Origin of the sequence: Rhodococcus sp. 27YEA15, from assembly GCF_049739425.1 — a bacterium.
In the GTDB taxonomy this organism is placed as follows: domain Bacteria; phylum Actinomycetota; class Actinomycetes; order Mycobacteriales; family Mycobacteriaceae; genus Rhodococcus_F.
Genome location: NZ_JBMHHW010000002.1, coordinates 607,868 through 627,497, shown reverse-complemented (window position 1 = coordinate 627,497; position 19,630 = coordinate 607,868). Strand labels below are relative to the sequence as shown.

General features: G+C 61.0%; 14 protein-coding genes and 6 pseudogenes. 9 read left to right on the top strand and 11 right to left on the bottom strand.

From position 1 onward, the window contains the following. Positions 1-78: 78 nt before the first annotated feature. Positions 79-339 (top strand): Lsr2 family protein, encoded by a 261-nt coding sequence (locus ABH922_RS27895; RefSeq protein WP_424810252.1) that lies wholly within the window; start codon positions 79-81, stop codon positions 337-339. A 319-nt stretch (positions 340-658) separates the two neighbouring features. Here ABH922_RS27895 and ABH922_RS27890 read toward each other — a convergent pair. Both ABH922_RS27890 and gnd read right to left on the bottom strand, forming a co-directional pair. Then, positions 659-943 (bottom strand): annotated as a pseudogene (locus ABH922_RS27890) (glucose-6-phosphate isomerase); the annotation flags it as partial. Between the two features lie 13 nt (positions 944-956). After that, a complete protein-coding gene (gene gnd, locus ABH922_RS27885) occupies positions 957-1,856 on the bottom strand; it encodes a phosphogluconate dehydrogenase (NAD(+)-dependent, decarboxylating) (protein WP_424810251.1) in 900 nt (299 codons plus the stop codon). A gap of 215 nt (positions 1,857-2,071) precedes the next feature. Between gnd and zwf the strand changes: the two genes are divergently transcribed. Beyond that, positions 2,072-3,601 carry a glucose-6-phosphate dehydrogenase gene (zwf, locus tag ABH922_RS27880; protein WP_424810250.1) on the top strand — a complete coding sequence of 510 codons (1,530 nt, stop codon included), beginning with the start codon at positions 2,072-2,074 and terminating at the stop codon, positions 3,599-3,601. Positions 3,602-3,730: 129 nt separating this feature from the next. On the opposite strand, the gene hxlA is transcribed toward zwf, so the two are convergent. Together hxlA and hxlB are read right to left on the bottom strand one after the other, a co-directional pair. Beyond that, positions 3,731-4,360: a 3-hexulose-6-phosphate synthase gene (hxlA, locus tag ABH922_RS27875; RefSeq protein WP_424810249.1), complete on the bottom strand. Its 630-nt coding sequence runs from the start codon at positions 4,358-4,360 to the stop codon at positions 3,731-3,733. A 47-nt stretch (positions 4,361-4,407) separates the two neighbouring features. Continuing rightward, the gene (hxlB, locus tag ABH922_RS27870; RefSeq protein ID WP_424810248.1) at positions 4,408-4,989 is read right to left on the bottom strand and encodes a 6-phospho-3-hexuloisomerase; all 582 of its coding nucleotides are present in this window, start codon (positions 4,987-4,989) and stop codon (positions 4,408-4,410) included. A gap of 192 nt (positions 4,990-5,181) precedes the next feature. Here hxlB and ABH922_RS27865 point away from each other — a divergent pair, with 192 nt between their 5' ends. From ABH922_RS27865 to ABH922_RS27840, 6 genes and pseudogenes are all read left to right on the top strand, one after another. Further along, entirely contained in the window at positions 5,182-6,435 is a 1,254-nt protein-coding gene (locus tag ABH922_RS27865; RefSeq protein WP_424810334.1) for a LuxR C-terminal-related transcriptional regulator, read from the top strand. A gap of 15 nt (positions 6,436-6,450) precedes the next feature. Next, positions 6,451-6,711, top strand: coding sequence for a hypothetical protein (locus ABH922_RS27860; protein ID WP_424810247.1), 261 nt, complete (start codon positions 6,451-6,453; stop codon positions 6,709-6,711). Positions 6,712-6,882: 171 nt separating this feature from the next. Next, a pseudogene (gene istA, locus ABH922_RS27855) lies at positions 6,883-8,560 on the top strand (IS21 family transposase). Between the two features lie 15 nt (positions 8,561-8,575). Beyond that, positions 8,576-9,392 (top strand): annotated as a pseudogene (istB, locus tag ABH922_RS27850) (IS21-like element helper ATPase IstB). A gap of 224 nt (positions 9,393-9,616) precedes the next feature. Continuing rightward, positions 9,617-10,882: pseudogene (locus ABH922_RS27845) on the top strand (IS256 family transposase). Between the two features lie 495 nt (positions 10,883-11,377). Further along, the gene (locus tag ABH922_RS27840) at positions 11,378-13,216 is read left to right on the top strand and encodes an anthranilate synthase family protein (protein ID WP_424810246.1); all 1,839 of its coding nucleotides are present in this window, start codon (positions 11,378-11,380) and stop codon (positions 13,214-13,216) included. Positions 13,217-13,652: 436 nt separating this feature from the next. Here the strand turns inward: ABH922_RS27840 and ABH922_RS27835 are convergent, their stop codons facing one another. Then, positions 13,653-14,372 (bottom strand): methyltransferase domain-containing protein, encoded by a 720-nt coding sequence (locus ABH922_RS27835; protein ID WP_424810245.1) that lies wholly within the window; start codon positions 14,370-14,372, stop codon positions 13,653-13,655. Between the two features lie 387 nt (positions 14,373-14,759). Between ABH922_RS27835 and ABH922_RS27830 the strand changes: the two genes are divergently transcribed. Beyond that, entirely contained in the window at positions 14,760-15,308 is a 549-nt protein-coding gene (locus ABH922_RS27830) for an MBL fold metallo-hydrolase (protein WP_424810244.1), read from the top strand. On the opposite strand, the gene ABH922_RS27825 is transcribed toward ABH922_RS27830, so the two are convergent. From ABH922_RS27825 to ABH922_RS27800, 6 genes and pseudogenes are all read right to left on the bottom strand, one after another. Next, positions 15,263-16,023, bottom strand: a protein-coding gene (locus ABH922_RS27825) for an IS5 family transposase (protein ID WP_424810243.1) whose coding sequence is annotated in 2 segments (ribosomal slippage) — positions 15,263-15,738 and positions 15,738-16,023 — 762 coding nt in all. Because the reading frame shifts where the segments join, the coding sequence is not laid out codon by codon here. The two genes, ABH922_RS27830 and ABH922_RS27825, sit on opposite strands and share 46 nt — an antisense overlap. Positions 16,024-16,274: 251 nt before the next feature. Beyond that, positions 16,275-17,105, bottom strand: a pseudogene (locus ABH922_RS27820) (AbiV family abortive infection protein). Between the two features lie 16 nt (positions 17,106-17,121). Next, a pseudogene (locus tag ABH922_RS27815) lies at positions 17,122-17,346 on the bottom strand (IS6 family transposase); the annotation flags it as partial. Positions 17,347-17,499: 153 nt separating this feature from the next. Then, the gene (locus ABH922_RS27810; protein WP_424810333.1) at positions 17,500-17,793 is read right to left on the bottom strand and encodes a WhiB family transcriptional regulator; all 294 of its coding nucleotides are present in this window, start codon (positions 17,791-17,793) and stop codon (positions 17,500-17,502) included. A gap of 707 nt (positions 17,794-18,500) precedes the next feature. Then, entirely contained in the window at positions 18,501-19,058 is a 558-nt protein-coding gene (locus ABH922_RS27805) for a helix-turn-helix domain-containing protein (protein ID WP_424810242.1), read from the bottom strand. A 34-nt stretch (positions 19,059-19,092) separates the two neighbouring features. After that, a complete protein-coding gene (locus tag ABH922_RS27800; RefSeq protein WP_424810241.1) occupies positions 19,093-19,488 on the bottom strand; it encodes a RidA family protein in 396 nt (131 codons plus the stop codon). Between the last annotated feature and the right edge of the window lie 142 nt (positions 19,489-19,630).

The window sequence follows — 19,630 nt, the reverse complement described above, 5'->3', positions numbered from 1 at the left end:
AGTTTCAAATCACCTTTTCTGCTACTACGGATCGCATGAACTCTACTTAATTCTGCCTGCAACGAAGAGGACTCGACTGTGGCTGAAGTAGTCATCCGCCAGCTCATAGACGATCTCGACGGGAAACCGATCGACGACGGAATTGGCCAGCAGATCTTTTCTCTTATCAAGGTGTTGATTGTCGAATCGGCTTACGGACTACCAAATGCTGACAAGATCGAGGCAGCGTTCGCTCCCTTCATCAAGGCTACGGAGAAAGTTTCCTCGGCCGGCAAGATTCGCGCGAAAAGCAAGGACTCGTCTGCCGTGTCGGGGCCTGGCCGATCATCTGACAACTGAGTGCGATCCGGGAGTGGGCGGGTAAGAACGGGTTTGATGTCTCCCCTGCGCGGGCGAATCAAACCCGATGTCATCAGCGCTTTCGACCCAGCACATAATGGTTGGACGACCGCAGCTTTGTTCGACGATGCTTACGCGTCGTGCATCACGGTGTGCAGGCAATGGGCCAGGTCTGCAGCCCTGGAGAGTTTGGAGTGTGACAGCCGGGCAGCCTCAGGCGCAGTGTTCAGCGACGCAGCCGTGCCGATCGAGCTGATGCCGACGAAGGATGAAGCTACAAAGTACGCTCGTGCCCGGCCACTTCACCACTCTCCGCAACCTAATGCCGGCGATCGCCTCGTATAGCTTGGTACCAACGCACAACGAATTCGGTCGAGCTGTCCATGCGCTTGCGCGGAGCCCTCTGAGTTGCTCAAGGCTGTCTGTAGCTCCAGCGCCTGCGTCTCATCGAACTCGACGCCCCATTGGTCGAACGAATTGATATTGCAGAGAACGCCTTCGGTGAATGTCTGATGTTCGTACAAAGCGATTAACTGCCCGAGGACCGAGGGCGTGAGTTCGGCGCCAGGATAGTCGTGGACGGCCGGTTGCCGGGCATCGCTTGAGATCGTCATGGTTCAGACGATCCCGGTGGGTTCGGCGGACCGGACGGCATGCCCACCGAACTGGTTCCGTAGTGCCGAGACGGCTTTCATAGCGGGGGAATCGTCCTGGCGAGAGGCGAACCGTGCGAACAGCGCCGCGGAGATGACCGGTGCCGGGACGGCGTGGGCGATGGCCTCTTCGACGGTCCAGCGACCCTCGCCGGAATCCTCGGTGTACCCAGAAATCGCCGCTAATTGAGGGTCACCGGAGAGCGCCTGCACCAGAAGATCAAGCAACCAGGACCGCACGACGGTGCCCTTCGACCAAGCACGCAAGACCGCAGGCACATCCACGATCAAGTCCTCGGCGGCAAGCAGTTCGTAGCCCTCAGCATACGCTTGCATGAGCCCGTATTCGATGCCATTGTGCACCATCTTCGCATAGTGTCCGGCGCCTACAGGTCCAGCGTGGACGAAGGAGTCCTCCCGCTCTCCGTCCGGTCGCAGCGCGTGGAAGACTGGCATCAACCGGTTAATGTCGCAGGTGTCGCCTCCGGCCATCAGTGCGTAGCCGTTCTGGCGTCCCCACACACCGCCGGAGACGCCGCAGTCGAGGTAGCGAATGTCGTGTGCGGCGAGGATGTCGGCGTGTACCTTGTCGTCGGTAAACCGGGAGTTGCCGCCATCGACGACGAGGTCACCGGGCGCGAGCAGGAGGGAAAGCTGCTCGATCACCTTGCGTGTCGGCGCACCAGCGGGAACCATCACCCACACCGCCCGCGGCGACGGAAGCGCCTCGACCAACGCTTCGAGGCTGCTTGCATCGCTGGCCGCGACGTGAGGGTCGTATCCGATGGCCTCGAGTCCGCGTTCTCGCAGTCGCTCGCGCATGTTCAGTCCCATTTTGCCCAGACCGACCAATCCCAGTTTCATCGTCACCGTTCTACTTTCGATTCTTGAATGTCGTGCCGAGGTCTATGTCTACGGGAGTTTCGGGGCCCCCTCACCTGACCGCATGGGCAGCCGACACTGGCCGCTCGGCTAAGTGCGCTACCTTGCCGCGCCTTCGATACTGATAATCGACGCATTGTTTGAATGCGCCTGTGTGGAGCGAAAGACGGAGTGCAGCAGAAGTGACTGTGTCTGAAATGCGGAAGAGGGGCCGAGACCCGCTGGTGGTCAGTTCGGGCGTCGTGGGTGAGGCGTTGATTGGTAACCCCGATCAGGTCACCGAGCCGGTCTCGATGGTGATCTTCGGGATTACCGGGGATCTCGCGCGCAAGAAACTGATCCCGGCGATCTACGACCTCGCACATGGCGGTCAGCTGCCGCCGAACTTCGATCTCGTCGGCTTCGACCGCGACTGCACAGACGTAGAAACTCGGCTACGGAGCGCGGTGATAGCGCATTCGCGTACACCGTTCGATCCTGCGGTGTGGGCTGAACTGGCTGAGCGCTTTCACCTCGTGCAGGGATCGTTCGACGATACCGCTGCGTTCGCGAGGCTTTCCGCCCGGTTGTCCGAGCTTGATGTCCGCCGCGGCAAGCCTGGCAACTACGTCTTCTACCTGTCCATCCCTCCCTCAGCGTTCGCCACGGTTTGCGACCAACTCGCAATCACCGGACTGAACCGCAATGCGTACGGCTGGCGCAGGATAGTGGTGGAGAAACCGTTCGGTCACGACCTCGCCAGCTCGCAGATCCTCGGTGCCGCGCTGGAAAGGGTATTTCCCCCGTCTTCGATCTACCGCATCGACCATTACCTGGGGAAAGAGACGGTGCAGAACATCCTCGCACTGCGCTTCGCGAACGGGATGTTCGAGCCGTTGTGGAACAACCGGCACATCGACCACGTGCAGATCACCATGGCAGAAAGCGTCGGTGTGACCGGGCGCGCCGGGTACTACGACGGCGTCGGTGCCGCCCGCGATGTGATCCAGAATCATCTGCTGCAACTGGTGGCGTTGATCGCGATGGAGGAACCCGTCGCGTTCGACGCAGACGGCATCGCAGCCGAAAAGATCAAGGTCCTCTCCGCCACCGAACTCCTCGGTCCGCTGTCGGAGACATCGGCCCGCGGACAATACGGTGCCGGCATGGAGAACGGTGTTCCCATGCCGGCGTTGGCCGACGAAGCCGGGTTCCCCGCCGAATCGGCGACCGAGACATTCGCGGCCCTGACAGTGGGCATAGCGACCCGGCGGTGGGCCGGCGTGCCGTTCTTCATTCGCTCAGGCAAACGACTGGCGCGACGGACCACAGAGATCGCGGTGACGTTCACACCACCCGCCCATGGCTCACCCGTGGCCGGGGCGGCTGCAGTCTCGAATGTGCTCGTGTTCCGGCTCCAGCCGGACGACGGCATCGAACTCCATATCGGCGCTAAGCGTCCGGGTGGGGGCATGCATATTCAGCCGGTCAGTCTAGGGATGAACTTCCAGTCGGTGTTCGACCCGGCGCCAGAGGCCTACGAGAGGTTGATCTGTGACGTGCTGCGAGGGGACGCGACCCTTTTTCCCCGCAGCGAGGAAGTTGAATGGTCTTGGCGTGTCATCGATCCACTGCTCGAGCACTGGGCCAGGTGCAACGGACCGGATGTGTATCCGTCCGGGAAGTCCGGTCCAGAGTCGGCGAATCAGATTCTCAGCAGGTTCGGTCGGGCGTGGCGGGCGCTCTGATCCATACGGGTGGGCGATTGTGGGACTGACGGAGGTTTTCGGTCCCACAATCAGCACTCTTCGTAGCTGACGAGCGACGACGAATATCCCCGAACACGCTCGTGTTCGGGGATATTCGTGGTTTCCGGGCTACTTGGTGAGGGCGTCCTTGAGTGCCTTCGCGGCCGCGGCGGGGTCTTCGGCGCTGTAGATGGCACCACCTGCAACAGCGACCTCCGCTCCTGCGTCACGGACGGCGGCAATCGTATCGAGCTTCACGCCACCGGCGACGGAGAAGGCGACACCTGCGATCTTGCCGTCGTCGAGCAGCGTCTGGATGGAGTACCCGGGCTGAGCCTGCTCGTCGAGTCCGGCGTGGATCTCGACGAACGCAACACCGAGCTTGGAGATCTCGCGGGCACGTTCGACACGATTTTCGACGCCGATGAGGTCGGCCACGACCTTCTTGCCATGCTTCTTGCCTGCTTCGACGGCGCCCTTGATGGTGGCGTCGCCAGCGGCGCCGAGGACGGTGACCAGGTCCGCTCCGGCACCGAAGGCCAGGTCGGCCTCAAGGAAACCTGCGTCGGCGGTCTTGAGGTCGGCGAAGACCTCTTTATCCGGGTGAGCGGCCTTGATAGCGCTGATCGCGCTTAGTCCGGCGCTCTTGATCAGCGGGGTGCCGAGCTCGATGATGTCGACATAGGGAGCCACCTTATTGGTAAGCGCCAAGGCGTCGGCGGTCGTGAGCAGATCGACTGCGACCTGTAGTTTCGTCATGTTTTCTCCTGGTTTTCTATCTTCGGGGGATTTAGGTGGATGTCAGATCAGCCGATGTTGGCGTGCCGTTCCCACAGCCGCTCGGCGGTCTGGTCGGCACTGCGCCACAAAGCTTGGAAGAGGGCGTCGAATGCGAGTAGTACGGACTGTTCAAACAGGCTGCCCGCGTACTGGCGGGTGACGGCGCCGCTGTGATCCTGTTTGTCGGCCGCAGGCAGGAGTAAAACCTCGCCCGCGCGCTGGGCGAGCGGCGAGTCTGGGGTGGTGGTGACCGCCAACACCGAGGCACCCACCTTGTTCGCGGTATCTGCTGCGCCGACCACCGAGGGGGTGGAGCCCGACCCGGACACGGCGATCAGCACATCCCCGGCCCCGATGGCGGGGGCGGTGACCTCCCCAGCCACATGCACGCGCAGACCCAGATGCATCAGCCGCATCGCGGCCATCTGAATGGCCAAGCCGCTGCGCCCGTTGCCGATCACGAACACCGCCCGCGCGGAGGTGATAAAGGAACCGGCGCGGTCCCACTGCTCGGCGGCAACGGAATTGAGTAGACGCTCGTTCTCATCGAGCACGATGCGGCGCCCGTCACTGAACCGTGTGCGTGCCTGCTCGACGATGACGGTCATGGTCCTCCTCGGGTGAAAGCGGCTCTGGATCTGATTCCAAGGCTGCCGACTGCGGTCCGCTGCGGCACCCGGTCGGTCGGCCGGTTCGGGCTAGCCGGTTGGCCAGTGACCGGTCGCGGAGACCAGTTATATGGTGGGCAGGTGGTAGTTGCGGAGGGCTCGGTTCGGTTGGAGATCGACTCCTGGGCGGAGATGCGGACGGTAATCTCAGGACCGCTCCCGGATATCGCGACCCGCTTCTCCCGCTTCCTGCGCCAACGGTGTCCCCACGATGCCTTGGTTATTTTTACCCGTGAATGCACCGGGCGCCCCCGCAAAGTCGCCGGAAACCGTGACATTGTTGACCGGGTCACCATCGAAGAACTCGACGAGATCAAGCAAGCCCTCGAACCCGGTGGCGTCGTCGCCGGAATTCGTTCGCTCGGGGGTGGACGCCGACGCATCTGGGCCCTCCGCGACACCTGCGACACCCTGCTCGTTTTGGTCACGCGGCCATCTCAGACGTCCGCCCCCGATCCCGAACAGATCGCCGCTGTATTCGGGATCGTTGCGACATCCATCCAGCACCAGGTCACCCAAGCCAGCCCCGACTATCTTGCTGAGTCCCGGGCCGCATCGAGTGAACGCGCACGCACCATCGCCGCATTGACCGAAGTCCACGAGGAGACCTTGTCGTCGATCCTCGGCACCCTCCGCTCGAATGACCTCGACGATCGCCGATCCCGCATCACTGCCAGCGAGACCGCATCAGCCGCCCTGATCGCTCTGCGATCAGCTGGCGCCGCCGATCAGGCCCTGTCCGAAGAAGCAGTCACCACCGCATTCGCCAGACTTCAGGGCGAACTGCGCCCCCTGCTACGGCATCGAGAGGTTGACGTGGACTACGTCGACCCGCCCGCAGACGGCCGTCCGCTTCCCGGCGAGGTCGCGCATGCGGCACGCGCGATGGTCCGCGCAATCGTACTGGCCTTCGGCGCACAACCGGTACTGGCCAGACTCAGGATCGCGTGGGACTGCGACGGCGACAACGTCCTGATCGAGGTCCGCGATCAGGGACCCGGTGAGATCGACCGAACAGCCCTCACACGACAGCTCTCCGGCCGGCTGCAGACCCTACGCGGCCAGATCGTCATTGAGTCCATCGCCGGATGGGGGAGCCGAGTCACCCTCACCGTCCCCCTGGATCCACCAGCGGTCCGACCACATGAACACTTGCTGTCCATCCTGAATCCCCGCGAACTCGAAGTCCTTGCTCACCTCGCAATGGGCAAGCGCAACCGAGCCATCGCCGAGGAACTCGGAATCAGCCAGAGCACGATCAAGTTTCACGTGGCGAGCGTGCTCAAGAAACTTGACGTCGCTAATCGTGGCGAAGCTGGCGCGATCGGAATTCGAGCTGGAATCGTTCCAGGCAGCGAACATCCTGGGTTGCTTGGTCGAAATTAAGAAGGTGTTCTGAAAGTGTCACGTCGCGCGGGTCGACTGCCACGGGCGTCGTCCGTGTGTGGGGCGAGGCGTCGGGTCATCAATCCGATCATTACCCATAGCCTCTCGGGCTTCGTCGACCAGGAATCGGTACCCGAATTCCGGGTCGTCGCGGTGGGCATCAAACAGCGCGTCGGCGCGATAGGCCTCGACGCGTTCGGCGTCGGTGACCGAGTGCGCGAGCCAGCGGTAGTAGGGCTGGCGGGCGATCTTGAGGACCCTTTCGCGTCACCGTGACGGTGTTTATGACAGCTTGAGTCGAGACCACCGTGACGGCTAGACCCAGACCCATCTGCGACTCGCCGGAACGGTAGTGACGGTTTGAACTGAGCCCACCTCAGAGTTGGTGCCATCTGAGAGTTGGTGCCATCTGGCTTTTCGGATGCCAGCAACTGGTGGAGGGCAGTGATGGAGACTCGGATGGAGTTGTTCGCCCGCATTCGACGTGACGCCAGGATCGAGGAGTGCTCGATCCGGCAGTTGGCCCGCCGCCACCAGGTCGGCCGGGCAACGGTGCGGATGGCGTTGGCGCAGGCGGAACCGCCACCAAGAAAAGTTCCGGTGCGCTGCTCACCGAAGCTCGATCCGTTCAAAGCCGCGATCGACGCCATGCTCACCGCCGGTATCGACGCACCACGAAAACAACGCCACACGGCCCGCCGAATCCTCGCCAGACTTGCCGACGAACATGGAGCGCAGCACCTTTCGTATTCAACGGTGCGTGACTACGTGCGGGTCCGGCGAGCGCAGATCGACGTCGAAGCCGGACGCCGAATCGAAGTATTCGTCCCGCAAGAACACGCTCCCGGCGCCGAAGCGGAAGTCGATTTCGGTGAAGTGTGGGTGATCTTGGCCGGGGTGAAAACGAAATGCCACATGTTCGCCTTCCGGCTCTCGCATTCGGGAGAATCCGTGCACCGCGTGTACTCGACGCAAGGGCAGGAAGCGTTTCTCGAAGGACATATCGCCGCGTTCGAGGAGATCGGCGGTGCCGGCGACCCGTCACATCCGCTACGACAACCTCACCAGTGCCGTGCAGAAAGTGATCTACGGGCAATCCCGAGCGCGGGTGGAGAACCAGCGATGGGTGCTGTTCCGCTCGCATTTCGGGTTCGACCCGTTTTACTGCCAGCCTGGTATCTCCGGGGCGCATGAGAAGGGCGGCGTGGAGGGCGAGGTGGGCCGTTTTCGCCGAAATCGGTTGTCCCCGATGCCGGTTGTCAATTCTCTGGACGAGTTGAACGAGAAGATCCGTGGCTGGGATACCGCCGATGACGGCCGGCGCATCAACGACCGGATACACACTGTCGGGCAGGACTTCGCCGTCGAAGCACCGCTTCTTCTGCCTGTTCCAGTCGAGGGGTTCGATCCCGGGTTGTCGCTGGAACCGCGGGTCGATCGTAGTGCGTTGATCACGGCGCGGATGGCGAAATACTCTGTCCCAGCACGTTTCATCGGCAGGAAGGTGCGAGTATCACTGCGCGCATCGGAGGTGGTGGTCTTCGACGGACGGGCGGCGATCGCTCGCCATCAACGGGTTATCTCCCGGGGCGGTCAGAGCCTCGATCTCGACCACTACCTGGAAGTACTGCGCACCAAACCCGGTGCCCTGCCCGGGGCGAGCGCTTTGGCCGCAGCCCGCAGAAACTGGACGTTCACCGCCGCTCACGACGCGTTCTGGGCGGCGGCCCGCAAAACCGACGGTGACGCCGGCGGAACCCGCCAACTCATCGATGTCCTGCTCCTGCACCGCACCATGAACGCCGATGACGTGATCGCGGGCATCGACGCAGCGCTGACCGTGGGCGCAGTGACCGCTGATGTCGTCGCGGTCGAAGCCCGCCGACACGCATCATCGAATACCAACACGGGTGGGTCCGGTTCAGCTCGTCATCTCGTTGCTCGCCGCGACGGCCGCGAGCAACGCGTTGTCAGCCTGACCAGGCGCCGTCTCGCCGATCCGGCAGCGATCATCGCAGGCCTGCCGGCCGATTTCCGGCCCGCACCGACGGTCGATCACTACGACCAACTACTGCGATTACCCGAACGCCGAGGCCCCGCCCAACCTGCCGCCCGAGCCGAGTGAAAGAAAGGCCCGAACATGGTTCGTCCCACCGCCGTAGTGTCCACCACGCTGCGCCGCCGAGGTTTGACCGAGGAAGCCGCCACCGCCGCAGTCGATCAAGCCTGCCGGAGACTTCGGCTTCCCACCATGCGTGCCGTCGTCGCCGTCGGCGCCGACGCCGCCACCGCAGCCCGCAAAGACCAACTCTCCTACTACGGATTCCTCGCGGAACTTCTGCTCTCCGAATGCGACGACCGCGACCGCAGAAGTGTGGTGCGGCGAATCAGAGGAGCGGGGTTCCCACGCGAAAAATGGCTGGCCGACTTCGATTTCGATGCCAACCCCAACATCAACCCCGCCACCATCGGTGCCCTCGCCACCGGCGACTGGATCCGCAAAGGCCAACCCCTGTGCTTGATCGCCGGACTCCGGAACCGGGAAATCGCATCTACCCATCGGGCTCGGCGCCGCAGCAGCCGAACACGGTTACCGAGTCAAATACGTCCTCGCGACCCGGTTGGTGAACGAACTCGTCGAAGCCGCCGACGAGAAACAACTCGCCCGCACGATCGCCCGTTACGGCCGAGTGGATCTCCTGTTGATCGACGAACTCGGCTACATGGAACTCGACAAGCGAGGTGCTGAGCTGCTCTTCCAAATGTTGACCGAACGGGAGGAGAAGAATTCCGTCGCGATCGCCTCCAACGAGTCCTTCTCCGGTTGGACGAAAACGTTCACCGATCCGAGGCTTTGTGCGGCGATCGTGGATCGGCTCACGTTCGGCGGCAACATCATCGAAACCGGCACCGATTCCTACCGGCTCGCTCATACCCGAGCTCAGCAATCCGCCTGATCCCATCCGCAAGGTGGGTCCGGATCAAGCCGCCCCACTGGACCTGAATGAGATTGACATACTCATTTGACTTGCTTCGCAAACGAATACTCCCCGGTTGAGTCCAGCAGAGTGGTGTACGACCAGTCGCCTTGAAACTACGGGCGTGTCGTTACCCGAATGAGGACGGCCACCGCGTGATTCTTCAAGAGAGCTACCAACTCGACCTGAAGAGAGAACACGCGATGACCGATCACAACTTTATCGACCCCGAAAAGTTTCTGTCCGACCAACTCGCCGCTGCGAGCCCCGACCTGCTCCGCTCGATGCTCGGAACCTTCATCACAGCACTGATGGGCGCCGAAGCAGACAGCCTGTGTGGAGCCGGATACGGCGAACGCACCGACGACCGAGTAAACTCACGTAACGGCTACCGCCACCGCGACTTCGACACCCGCGCAGGAACACTCGACGTCGCCATCCCGAAGCTGCGGCAAGGATCCTATTTTCCCGATTGGCTGCTCGAGCGCCGCAAACGCGCCGAACGTGCCCTGACCTCGGTCGTGGCGACATGCTATCTGCTCGGGGTGTCGACGCGGCGGATGGAAAAACTCGTCGAGTCGTTGGGCATCAACAGTTTGTCGAAGTCGCAGGTGTCGGTCATGGCCCGTGACCTGGATGAGCAGGTCGAATCGTTCCGCGCCCGCCCTCTAGATCAAGGCCCGTACACGTTCGTCGCAGCCGACGCACTGGTACTCAAGGTGCGCGAGAACGGGCGGGTGATGAACGTGCATGCCCTGCTGGCAGTCGGCATCAACAAAGACGGGCACCGAGAAATACTCGGCATCGACGTCTCCTCCGGGGAGGACAAGGCCGGCTGGTTGACGTTCTTCCGCGGGCTCGTCGCCCGCGGCCTGAGCGGCGTGAAGTTGGTGACCTCCGATGCCCACGCCGGGCTCGTGGCGTCGATCGGAGCGACACTGCCCGGGGCGTCATGGCAACGCTGTCGAACGCACTACACGGTGAACTTGATGTCGATCACCCCGAAAGCGCAATGACCGTGGGTAAAGACGATGCTGCACTCGATCTACGATCAACCAGACCGGAAAGGCGTTGAGGAACAGTATGATCGGATGCTCGATGCATTGTCGGACAAACTCCCGAAGGTAGCGGCACACCTCGATGACGCCCGCGCCGAGTTGCTCGCGTTCACCGGGTTCCCGAAGGAGATCTGGCGTCAGATCTGGTCCAACAATCCACAGGAACGACTGAACAAGGAAATTCGTCGTCGAACCGATGTCGTCGGGATCTTCCCCGACCGGACCTCGTTGATCCGGCTTGTCGGAGCCGTTCTTGCCGAGCAACACGACGAATGGACCGAAGGACGCCGATACCTCGGCCTGGACGTCCTGGCTCGCTCCCGAGTGACCGTCGTGGCTCCGGAAACCGTTGACGACAGCACAATTGATGAGGAGATGAATTCGGCTACCCCTGCAGCGCTGACAGCCTGAACGAGGAGATCACGCAGTGCCCGTCCTTACACACCACACATTTGGACTTGACCGTCACGACCAAACAAAGCGCGCTGCCCCGCACCGAAACTTGTCCATGCCGACTGCCTCGGACCAACCGTATTTGCCCTCCAGCTCTTCACCGATCCGATTCGACAGACCCGCAGAGGCAACCCGGACTCGCAAGGATGCAATTCAGTCGATAGGTGATCGCCCCTATCGAGCAGCTGGGGCGGGAAGTTGCCCAGCCGGTTGCCTGGATTTATCGGGACCTACGCCCCTCTGCACGATGGTTTCGTGCCGCTCTAGATCTGACTGCGAAAGGGTGTACGCTACTTTCCCATGTACGAATCGCTGTCGAACGCAGGCTCATGGTGGCGCCCCTCCTAGGGGCCCCACAGTTCGCAGTATCCGACCGTGGCCGCCTTTCGAGGTGGCCATTCCGCATGTTTGGGTGTCTCGAAAGCGGCAAGTAGTCCGAAAGGGACCCTTGTAATGACCGCCCTGTTGTCCGACGCTCTGCGCGGAAACGAACCGTTTGCCATCATCAGCCGTGAATCCGGTGTTTACGTACTAGTTGGTGACATCGTCTCGGTTCCCTCACTTGCCGATATACCGATTGGCCCTGGAGCTGATGGTCCAGCTGTGCTGGCATTGATCCCGTTCCGACAGATCCGAGAACGAGGTTTCGTATGCCACGATGACAAGGCCCCATTGCTGTGTCTGCGGGTCCGCGAGCACGCTCAAGTAAACGTCGACGACGTATTGTCTGCGCTTCTGCCTACTGAACTCGCGGTTCATGACGGACGATTCGAGCCTGACGACGATCGCTACAGTTCGATTGTCTCTCGCATCATCGTCGACGAGATTGGCAATGGCGCAGGCGCAAACTTCGTGATTCGCCGCGACTTTCGGGCACAGTTGGACGACGCGTTGGTCAGTGGTCTGGAGATCTTCCGCCGGCTGTTGCAAGATGAATCCGGCTCGTACTGGACATTCTTCGTGCACACCCCCTCGGTCACGCTGGTTGGGGCAACTCCGGAACGTCACGTGGGGTACGACGGAACTTCCGCGATCATGAATCCGATCAGTGGGACCTACAGACACCCGGTCGAGGGCCCGAATGGCGATGACTTCCTAGACTTCCTGGACGATGCGAAGGAAAGCGCTGAACTGCTTATGGTGGTCGACGAGGAACTCAAGATGATGAGTCGTCTTTGCACCGAAGGCGGGCGCATCATCGGCCCGAAGATTAAGCAAATGGGCCATCTTACACACACCGAATACGAACTTGTCGGTGAAACGTTCCTAGACCCGAGAGACATACTGCGGGAAACAATGTTTGCACCCACTGTCACGGGATCACCTATCGAAAATGCGTCCAAGGTGATCAAACGTTATGAGACCTCCGGTCGTGGTTACTATTCGGGGGTCCTGGCGTTGTTCGAACGGTCCAAAGGTGTGACTACGCTCGACGCCCCGATCTTGATCCGGACATGTGAGATAGCCCCCACCGGTGATCTGAAGCTCTCCGCTGGCGCAACATTGGTACGGAACTCAGTGCCGGAACACGAAGTGCACGAAACCCGTTCAAAGCTGGGTGGAGTCCTCTCGGCGTTGGGTATTGAAACAGCGAGACCAAAGCCGGCCGAGGCAATCCAACTGTCCAGCCTTCCCCCTGTGGTGGAGGCGCTACAACAACGCAACTCACAATTAGCATCGTTTTGGCTCGATTCCCAATCTACGCCAACTGCGTTGTGCGCCAAAAGCGTAGTGGTAGTTGACTTCGAGGACCAATGGACCGCGATGCTCGCGCACCAACTACGCCATCTTGGAATGGACGTGACCGTCATTCGGTGGGAGCACTTCGACTCATCTGACGCCGATCTCCTCGTGTGCGGTCCTGGTCCAGGTAATCCCTCAGTACGCGATTCCCGGATCGAGACGGTCGAACGCGCTTTGCGTGATCGTCTTTCGCGTAAGAAACCGGTCCTGGCAATTTGCCTGAGTCATCAAGTACTAGCGAGAATGCTAGGTTTGGAAATCACACACTTGGACCCGCCCCAGCAGGGCGTGCAGAAGACCGTTCACGTATTCGGCGAACAGCGAACCCTCGGGTTCTACAACACGTTCGCCGCTATTCCAGGAGATATTGCGGATGGACTGGTCTCAGCAGATGAGGGCCATGTCAACGCGATTCGAGGTGAAGGATTTGAGTCCTTCCAGTTCCACCCGGAATCCGTACTCTCGGTCGACGGAATCGAGTTGCTGTCTGAAGCTGTCAACCGCCTGGTGACGACGGCCGACTACGAACCATCTCTCCCAGGCAAATGAGCGTCGCTGGTAAGAGGACAGTGGATTGGGAAACGCTGGACACCAGATCGCAGGTGTTCTTTCTGGTTCACATGGGTGAACGTGCGACATAGGGGACGCGCCGATACGGCTGAGCCCGTATTGGATGCAGTGCGGCGGTTGGGTCGGGCATAGGGACTGACTGACCCGTTCTACCGATGGAATGCGAGTTCCCATGCATCTTCCAAACGGGACTGGAGACCCCAAACCTGCACTCATCGAAGGCCATCGGTCGAAACCCGTTCCTTTGCAACGCAGTCACAATGCTGCGCAAATGGACATTCGGCCATCCCAAAATCGGCTAGCACTTTTCATTTTTGGCACGTGAACACTCAGCCGGAAAGTTGAATGATCCCCACATGGATACTGAGCTTGCGGTCTCTCCCGCGCCGGCTGTGAATGGAACACGAAAAATCTCTCACTGGATAGATGGGCCGTGGCGGCACACCAACATATGATCGGCGCCTCGTTGGAATTCGTACTCGACTTCTACGGTTCGGCCAACGATGTTGCGAGTACGCAGATCGGAAAGCAACTCAGCGAGTCGGGGATAGGGTTCCTCCGATCCCACGGCCACCAGCGGGAAGATACGCACCTCCCCGGTGGTGATGCGCATCATCTCGGAGATCGCGTCGACATGAAATGTGTGATCGAGGCGCTCGGCGTAACTGAACAGCAGATGGGAGCTGAGCACCAGATCGAAGCTGGCATCTGCGAAGGGCAGCGACGGCAACCGCCCAGGGACATAGTGGTCGGGATGCCTGCGGATATGAGCAGCGAACTGCTGGGCAGAGCGCTGCCTGAGGCGCCGATGTTCGTCGGGATCCGCAAAGAACGTCCACTCGTACTGCTCCGCGTGTGCACGGACATAGCGATTCCCGCGATCCACCTCGGAAGTCACGAAGGCAGCAAGTTCGTCCGCGCTGCTTTCGAAATAGGCTAGGTCGCAAGCAGTTACATCAGCACCGAAGCTGCTCGCTTCGCTGGCGAACCCGGCTCCGCCGCCGGGGCAGTCAAGGATCCGAAGGGATAGATCGTTGTTTGTGAGGTCGAACATCGCCCGGTACTCGCTGAACGATCGGGAACTGATCAACATCTCGCCGATTCCGTTAATACGTCGGTCGTTGCCAAATGTCATAAAATCATCCTCTCGAAATGAGGTCGCCTCACTGCATGAACCGGGGAATGAATGCCGCAGAAGCGAGGGCCTCGACCGCGCACGGGCGTCCGATGGAACGCACAGTTCAGGTGCCACCACAGTTGGGGATGGTCATCACTAGCCAATTAGAGCACAGGCTCCGATGAGTGCATGCCGGATGACTTGAGGAACAGGGCAACCGAAAACTGTTACGCTGCCACACCGCCAGCACCCAAAACCGCCGGCGCCCCACACACCCCCCACAACCACCCCGGGACATGTCATCACCCCAGGTCAAACCCACAACTGTCAGATACAAAAGGTGTAACGTCTACTTGTCGATATCCCTGGTTCGGTCCGGGAGCCGGGCTGGCGTAGGGATCGTCGATGGCACGAGAGGACTCATCGCCGCCATCCCACCTGCCGTGCTGCGCTACCAAACGCGCGGTGCGGTTCGGCGACGAACCTCGAGAGGGTGCCGCAGTAGTGTACGAAATTGATTTCCTTCCCGTAGAGAGCGAATCCGGCGCAGGCTCGAAGAGTGGCGACGCGATCAGCGCTCAGCTCACGTTGAACGATGGGCGAACGGTCGTCCTCGTCATCGATAGCGGATTTGGCGCAACCGGCGAACAGATGGTCGAGCACATCCGGACGCACTACCGCACCGATCGCGTCGACATCATGATCTCTACTCACCCTGACGCCGATCACCTCAACGGACTCAAACACATCGTCGAGACGATGGAGGTGGGGGAACTTCTCATCCATCGTCCCCGCCAGCACAACCGCAACGTCGCGGACTTCAGTAATTTGGAAGCTGTCGACAATCTCATCGCCACAGCCGAAAAACGACGGGTCACGATCTCGGAGCCGTTCACTAAGAGCTTGTCTCATGTGGGGAGTTTCTTGAAGCAGGCCAGTGCGGCGGCGAGATGAAGGAACCCCGCGAAGTGTTCACCACGGCGCTCGTAGCGAATGGTCAGACGTCGGTAACCGGTGAGCCAGGCGATAGTGCGTTCGATCTTCCACCGGCACCTGCCGAGTCGGTCGTTGCGCTCGATGCTGCGGCGGGCGATCCGCGGTATGATTCCACGCTCACGTAGCCACCGACGGTGAACGTCGTAGTCGTAACCCTTGTCTGCTCGAAGCTTGTCCGGTTTACGTCGGCGAGGTCCGCGCCGAGACTTCACCGCCGGGATCGCACCAACCATGGATTGCAGCAGAGTGCTGTCATGGGTATTCGCTCCGGACACACCCACGACCAGCGGGATTCCATTCGCATCGGACAAGAGGTGAATCTTCGATCCTTTCTTGCCGCGGTCGACCGGACTCGGACCGGTCAGTGATCCCCCCTTTTTGCCCGGACGCTTGCCGCATCCAGGATCGTCGCCGACCAGTCGAGTTCACCGGCACCGCCGAGGTGGTCGAGTACGTGCTGATGGACTCGCTCAAAGAGTCCGGATTCGACCCAGGTGGTGAACCGGCGGTGCGCCGTCGGGACAGTGACCCCGAAGGACGGCGGCAGATGTCGCCATGCGCATCCGCTCGTCAACACGAACACGATCGCGGTGAAGATCGCGCGATCGTCGACCGGCGTGGTGCCACCGCCCTGCGGCCGGACGGTGAACTGCGGAACCAACGGTTCTACCATCTCCCACAAGGCATCCGGCACCAAACGTAAAGACAGGTCATTTACCACGAGCCATATTATGTCCCACAAGTCACTTCATCCACATGAGACACGCTCTTAGCAGCCGTGTCGAGATGAAGCCCCGAGATTCGAAGTGCAGCCCCTCCCTCACACCACCGAGCCTGAATACCCCATACCCCGCCGACCCCCACCGCCGACATCTAAATCGCAGGCACCCACACACCCATCACAGGACATGTCATCCTCACAGGTCAAACCCTTAGACCCTGGCCCCGGGAGCGCCGCCCGATCAGTGTAAGGGTGAGGACCACCGCTCCCGATAAGCGAAGACTGCGAGTTCCGGACAACGCGCCTCGGGAGGTCCCGCCTCTCCCATACTCGTCCCCATCAGCTGAGTGGCGCGCGGCGAAATCCGCGAACAGCTCAGGGTCTGAGTATGGCATGACTGCCCAGTGCAGGTCTTCGGCAGAGTTGATCAGGGAGTGGTCCGCCGCGTCTTGCTGGCGGGTGTGGTCCTCAATCAGGTGTATCTGCACCACCTGGGCGGCCCGCGGGATGATGTCCGCAATGTCGTCGGCAGTGGTACTGAGTGGGCTGGTGATGCTCTCACCATCCCAGTCCACGTAGAAGCCCGCCTGCTTGCCGAGGTTGCGCTGCTTAGCGGTGGCGGTGAACGTCTCCAGATCCGGGCGCTCGTAGTAATCCATCCGCAGATCCACGCTCCAAAATCCGGCGAGCCCCGGGGCAAATTACTCAGCCGCTTGCAGCTTCTCCGCGCGAGGTCGCCGGGTTGACCTCAGGCCCTCCGGCACGATCACGTCGCCGGCGGGTCTGGGCTCAAACCCGTATAGGCCGAGAGGAGCAGTCCACTCGTGCTCGGCGGCCTCGTACAGCCAGCGCGCCTTGGCGAACTCTTCCATAGTGAGCACGATCAGAGACTGGGCCCGGCCTGGACTGTCATTGGAAGCAAGCAGCGCCGCGTCCTCGACCAGTGCGACGGTGTTTGCCATCAATTCCTTCCACCACTGCCGTGCGAAGTCGGCCGTGACGGTCTCCAGTTCTTTTTCATTCGTACTCGCCATGATCCAAGTATCGGCACCACAGGTGATGCTGGGTGCCGTTGATTTTGATGAAGACCTCGTCGAGATGCCATGTGTCACCGGGCCGGGCCCTCCGCCGGCGCAGCTGGTTGGCGTAGGTCTGCCCGAACTTGGCGCACCACCGGCGGATCGTCTCGTAACTGACCCCGACACCGCGTTCGAGCATCAGCTCCTCGACTTCATGGAAGCTGAGCAGGAACCGGAAGTCCAACCATACGCAGTGGACGTACCGAGCACAGGCGCCGTCGAGGCGCCCAGCTTCATTATCTGTTCGTGCTCTGTCGTGCCACTCCATAGGCTGAGCAGATGCAAAAGTTCGTCGTCAACACACCCAGAACGTACCGGCACTTCGAGAAAATCCTCAGCTCGTACGGCCTCACCTTGTAGTACGTGGCTTCGCGCTGCGTAACAGATCTCGGCGGTCAGTTTCGGACGTGCCGCCCCACACCCCGTAGCGTTCGCCGCTGTCAATCGCGTATTCCAGGCACCTCATCTGGACAGGGCAGCTGTCACAGATATCCTTCGCCGCGCGCTCGCGACGAATTCGTACACCGCGCTCCTCATTGTTCCTCCCGAAGAAGACATCGGGGTTCAGGTAGCGACACCGTCCTTCGAGTTGCCAGTTCCACTCGCTCGCCACCGGCCGTGGATACCCGAGTGCCGATCGCATCATGACTTATGCGCTCTCCTTGTCGCGGATTTGGTGCGGTGCAACGCGCTGGCGAGTACCCACCGACCGGGAACAACGTTTGGTCAGCGCACCTCGATCGCTAACGATGCCGACGTCCCTGCGATCGGTGATCGCAGGGACCAGCGCGTTTCCACGAATCGCAGGGCAGAAATCTTGGTGCTCGAACAGGTTGTGGCCGGATCAGCGATTGCCTCTCTCACCTTTTCGGTGAGACGTGGCGATCACCGACAGGTCGACGAGGGCGTTCTCAGCGAGTCGCGCGGTTGCGAACGCCGTCATCGGGTCGATGCCTTCGAGCTGATGTGTTCTGCGACTGTTGTCGTTCTCGTGGCGTGAACGTCATACATGGTGTTCTCCCGGTGTCGTGAGATGGGCGGGTTCTGCTCTGTTCTCGCCCCGCGGACGGCAACGACGGCGTGGGTCATTCAACCCGAGCAGATGGCTCTGCAGTCGATGTGTGCGCAGCCCACAGACAGATCGCGGTATTTGGGTACGGACGAAATGCAAATCCCAGTTTGGCCTGGGCCGAGGCTCGAACGCATCAGACAGCGTGAGGAAAGATCCACACACTTCTCCTCATCTGTATGGGCAGCAGTCCAGTTCGCCGCCGCGGAGTCGACACCCACGGCCACAGCAACGACACCAGCAACTAGGACCGTGCTGCGACTCGCTTGCTTCGCCGCTCATCAAGAGATGGGGTTCTCCGGGTAGTTGGGCGTTGCGATGATCGTGACGATTTCCGCGCCTTCGTCTCCGGCTGTGTACTCGTGGGGCACTGTCCCCGGGAAGATCAACAAGTCGCTTGCGGCGAGCGTCGACTGAGCATTTGTCGGTCCTGCCGTCACGGTGCCGGAAACCAAGAATACGTACTCGACGCTGCCCTGTGTATGGGGAATGCCCACGAAATGACGTCCAGGAGGAAACCAGGTTCGTGTGATCTCGATTGCATACGCGCCGCTGAGGCGGTGTAACACCTGATGTGCTTGTACCGCATTTTCGAACACGTCCGCGACGACGTGCGCGGTCTCCGGAACGGGCTCAGCAATCAGGTCCGTCAACGGAATCGCCAGCGCCAGCGCCAGCGCATTAAGTGTTTCGAGGGTGGGGTTACCGCGACCCGATTCGACAGCAGACAGACTTCCTACGGAAATACCCGCTCGTTGCGCGAGCACGACGACGGTCATGCCGCGTGCTTTGCGGCGGGACTTGACCTGTGCCGCGACGGATTGGCTGAGCGTGACCATTGAGCGAGGGTAGCTGTCAATCTGGAATCGACTCCTACCCGAGGTAGACCGTGGCCTCAATTTCGACCTTGGCGCCGATGGGAAGTGTTCCGGCGGCGTAGCAGGTCCGGGCAGGCAGGATGCCACCGGCGAATGCATCCTGGTATATCTCGTTCACGACGGCGAAGTCGGCGATGTCAGCGAGCAGAACGGTCGTCTTGACGACGTCGTGGAGCCTGCCCCCGGCGGCGCGCACGATGGCCTCCAAGTTCCCAAGCGCCCGCCTCGCCTGCGCGGTCACGTCATCAGCAACCAGTTGCCCAGAGACGTCGATGCCGACCTGGCCTGACACAAAGAGGAAGTCGCCGGCGCGTATGCCGGGAGAGTAGGGCGCCTGCGGGGCGGCGGCTCCTTCTGGGGTAACGACAGTGAAGCGCTGAGGCTGCGACATTAACAACTCCTTAGGGATGAAGATTGACCAAGAACCTCTATTGTATTGAAAAAATTTTACGTTATAGTGAATTTTGATGATGATGCAGGTCACATTTCAAGTGCCAGCGATCGTCCCCCACACTTTCCCCTCGGTCCGTTTA

Bases quoted from the DNA above. Each gene is read 5' to 3' on its own strand.
- ABH922_RS27835 (WP_424810245.1), bottom strand. From the start codon at position 14,372: ATGACATTTGGCAACGACCGACGTATTAACGGAATCGGCGAGATGTTG.
- ABH922_RS27865 (WP_424810334.1), top strand. From the start codon at position 5,182: ATGCGGACGGTAATCTCAGGACCGCTCCCGGATATCGCGACCCGCTTC.
- gnd (WP_424810251.1), bottom strand. From the start codon at position 1,856: ATGAAACTGGGATTGGTCGGTCTGGGCAAAATGGGACTGAACATGCGC.
- hxlB (WP_424810248.1), bottom strand. From the start codon at position 4,989: ATGACCGTCATCGTCGAGCAGGCACGCACACGGTTCAGTGACGGGCGC.
- ABH922_RS27805 (WP_424810242.1), bottom strand. From the start codon at position 19,058: ATGGTCACGCTCAGCCAATCCGTCGCGGCACAGGTCAAGTCCCGCCGC.
- ABH922_RS27840 (WP_424810246.1), top strand. From the start codon at position 11,378: ATGACCGCCCTGTTGTCCGACGCTCTGCGCGGAAACGAACCGTTTGCC.
- ABH922_RS27830 (WP_424810244.1), top strand. From the start codon at position 14,760: ATGGCACGAGAGGACTCATCGCCGCCATCCCACCTGCCGTGCTGCGCT.
- hxlA (WP_424810249.1), bottom strand. From the start codon at position 4,360: ATGACGAAACTACAGGTCGCAGTCGATCTGCTCACGACCGCCGACGCC.
- zwf (WP_424810250.1), top strand. From the start codon at position 2,072: ATGCGGAAGAGGGGCCGAGACCCGCTGGTGGTCAGTTCGGGCGTCGTG.
- ABH922_RS27810 (WP_424810333.1), bottom strand. From the start codon at position 17,793: ATGCGATCGGCACTCGGGTATCCACGGCCGGTGGCGAGCGAGTGGAAC.
- ABH922_RS27800 (WP_424810241.1), bottom strand. From the start codon at position 19,488: ATGTCGCAGCCTCAGCGCTTCACTGTCGTTACCCCAGAAGGAGCCGCC.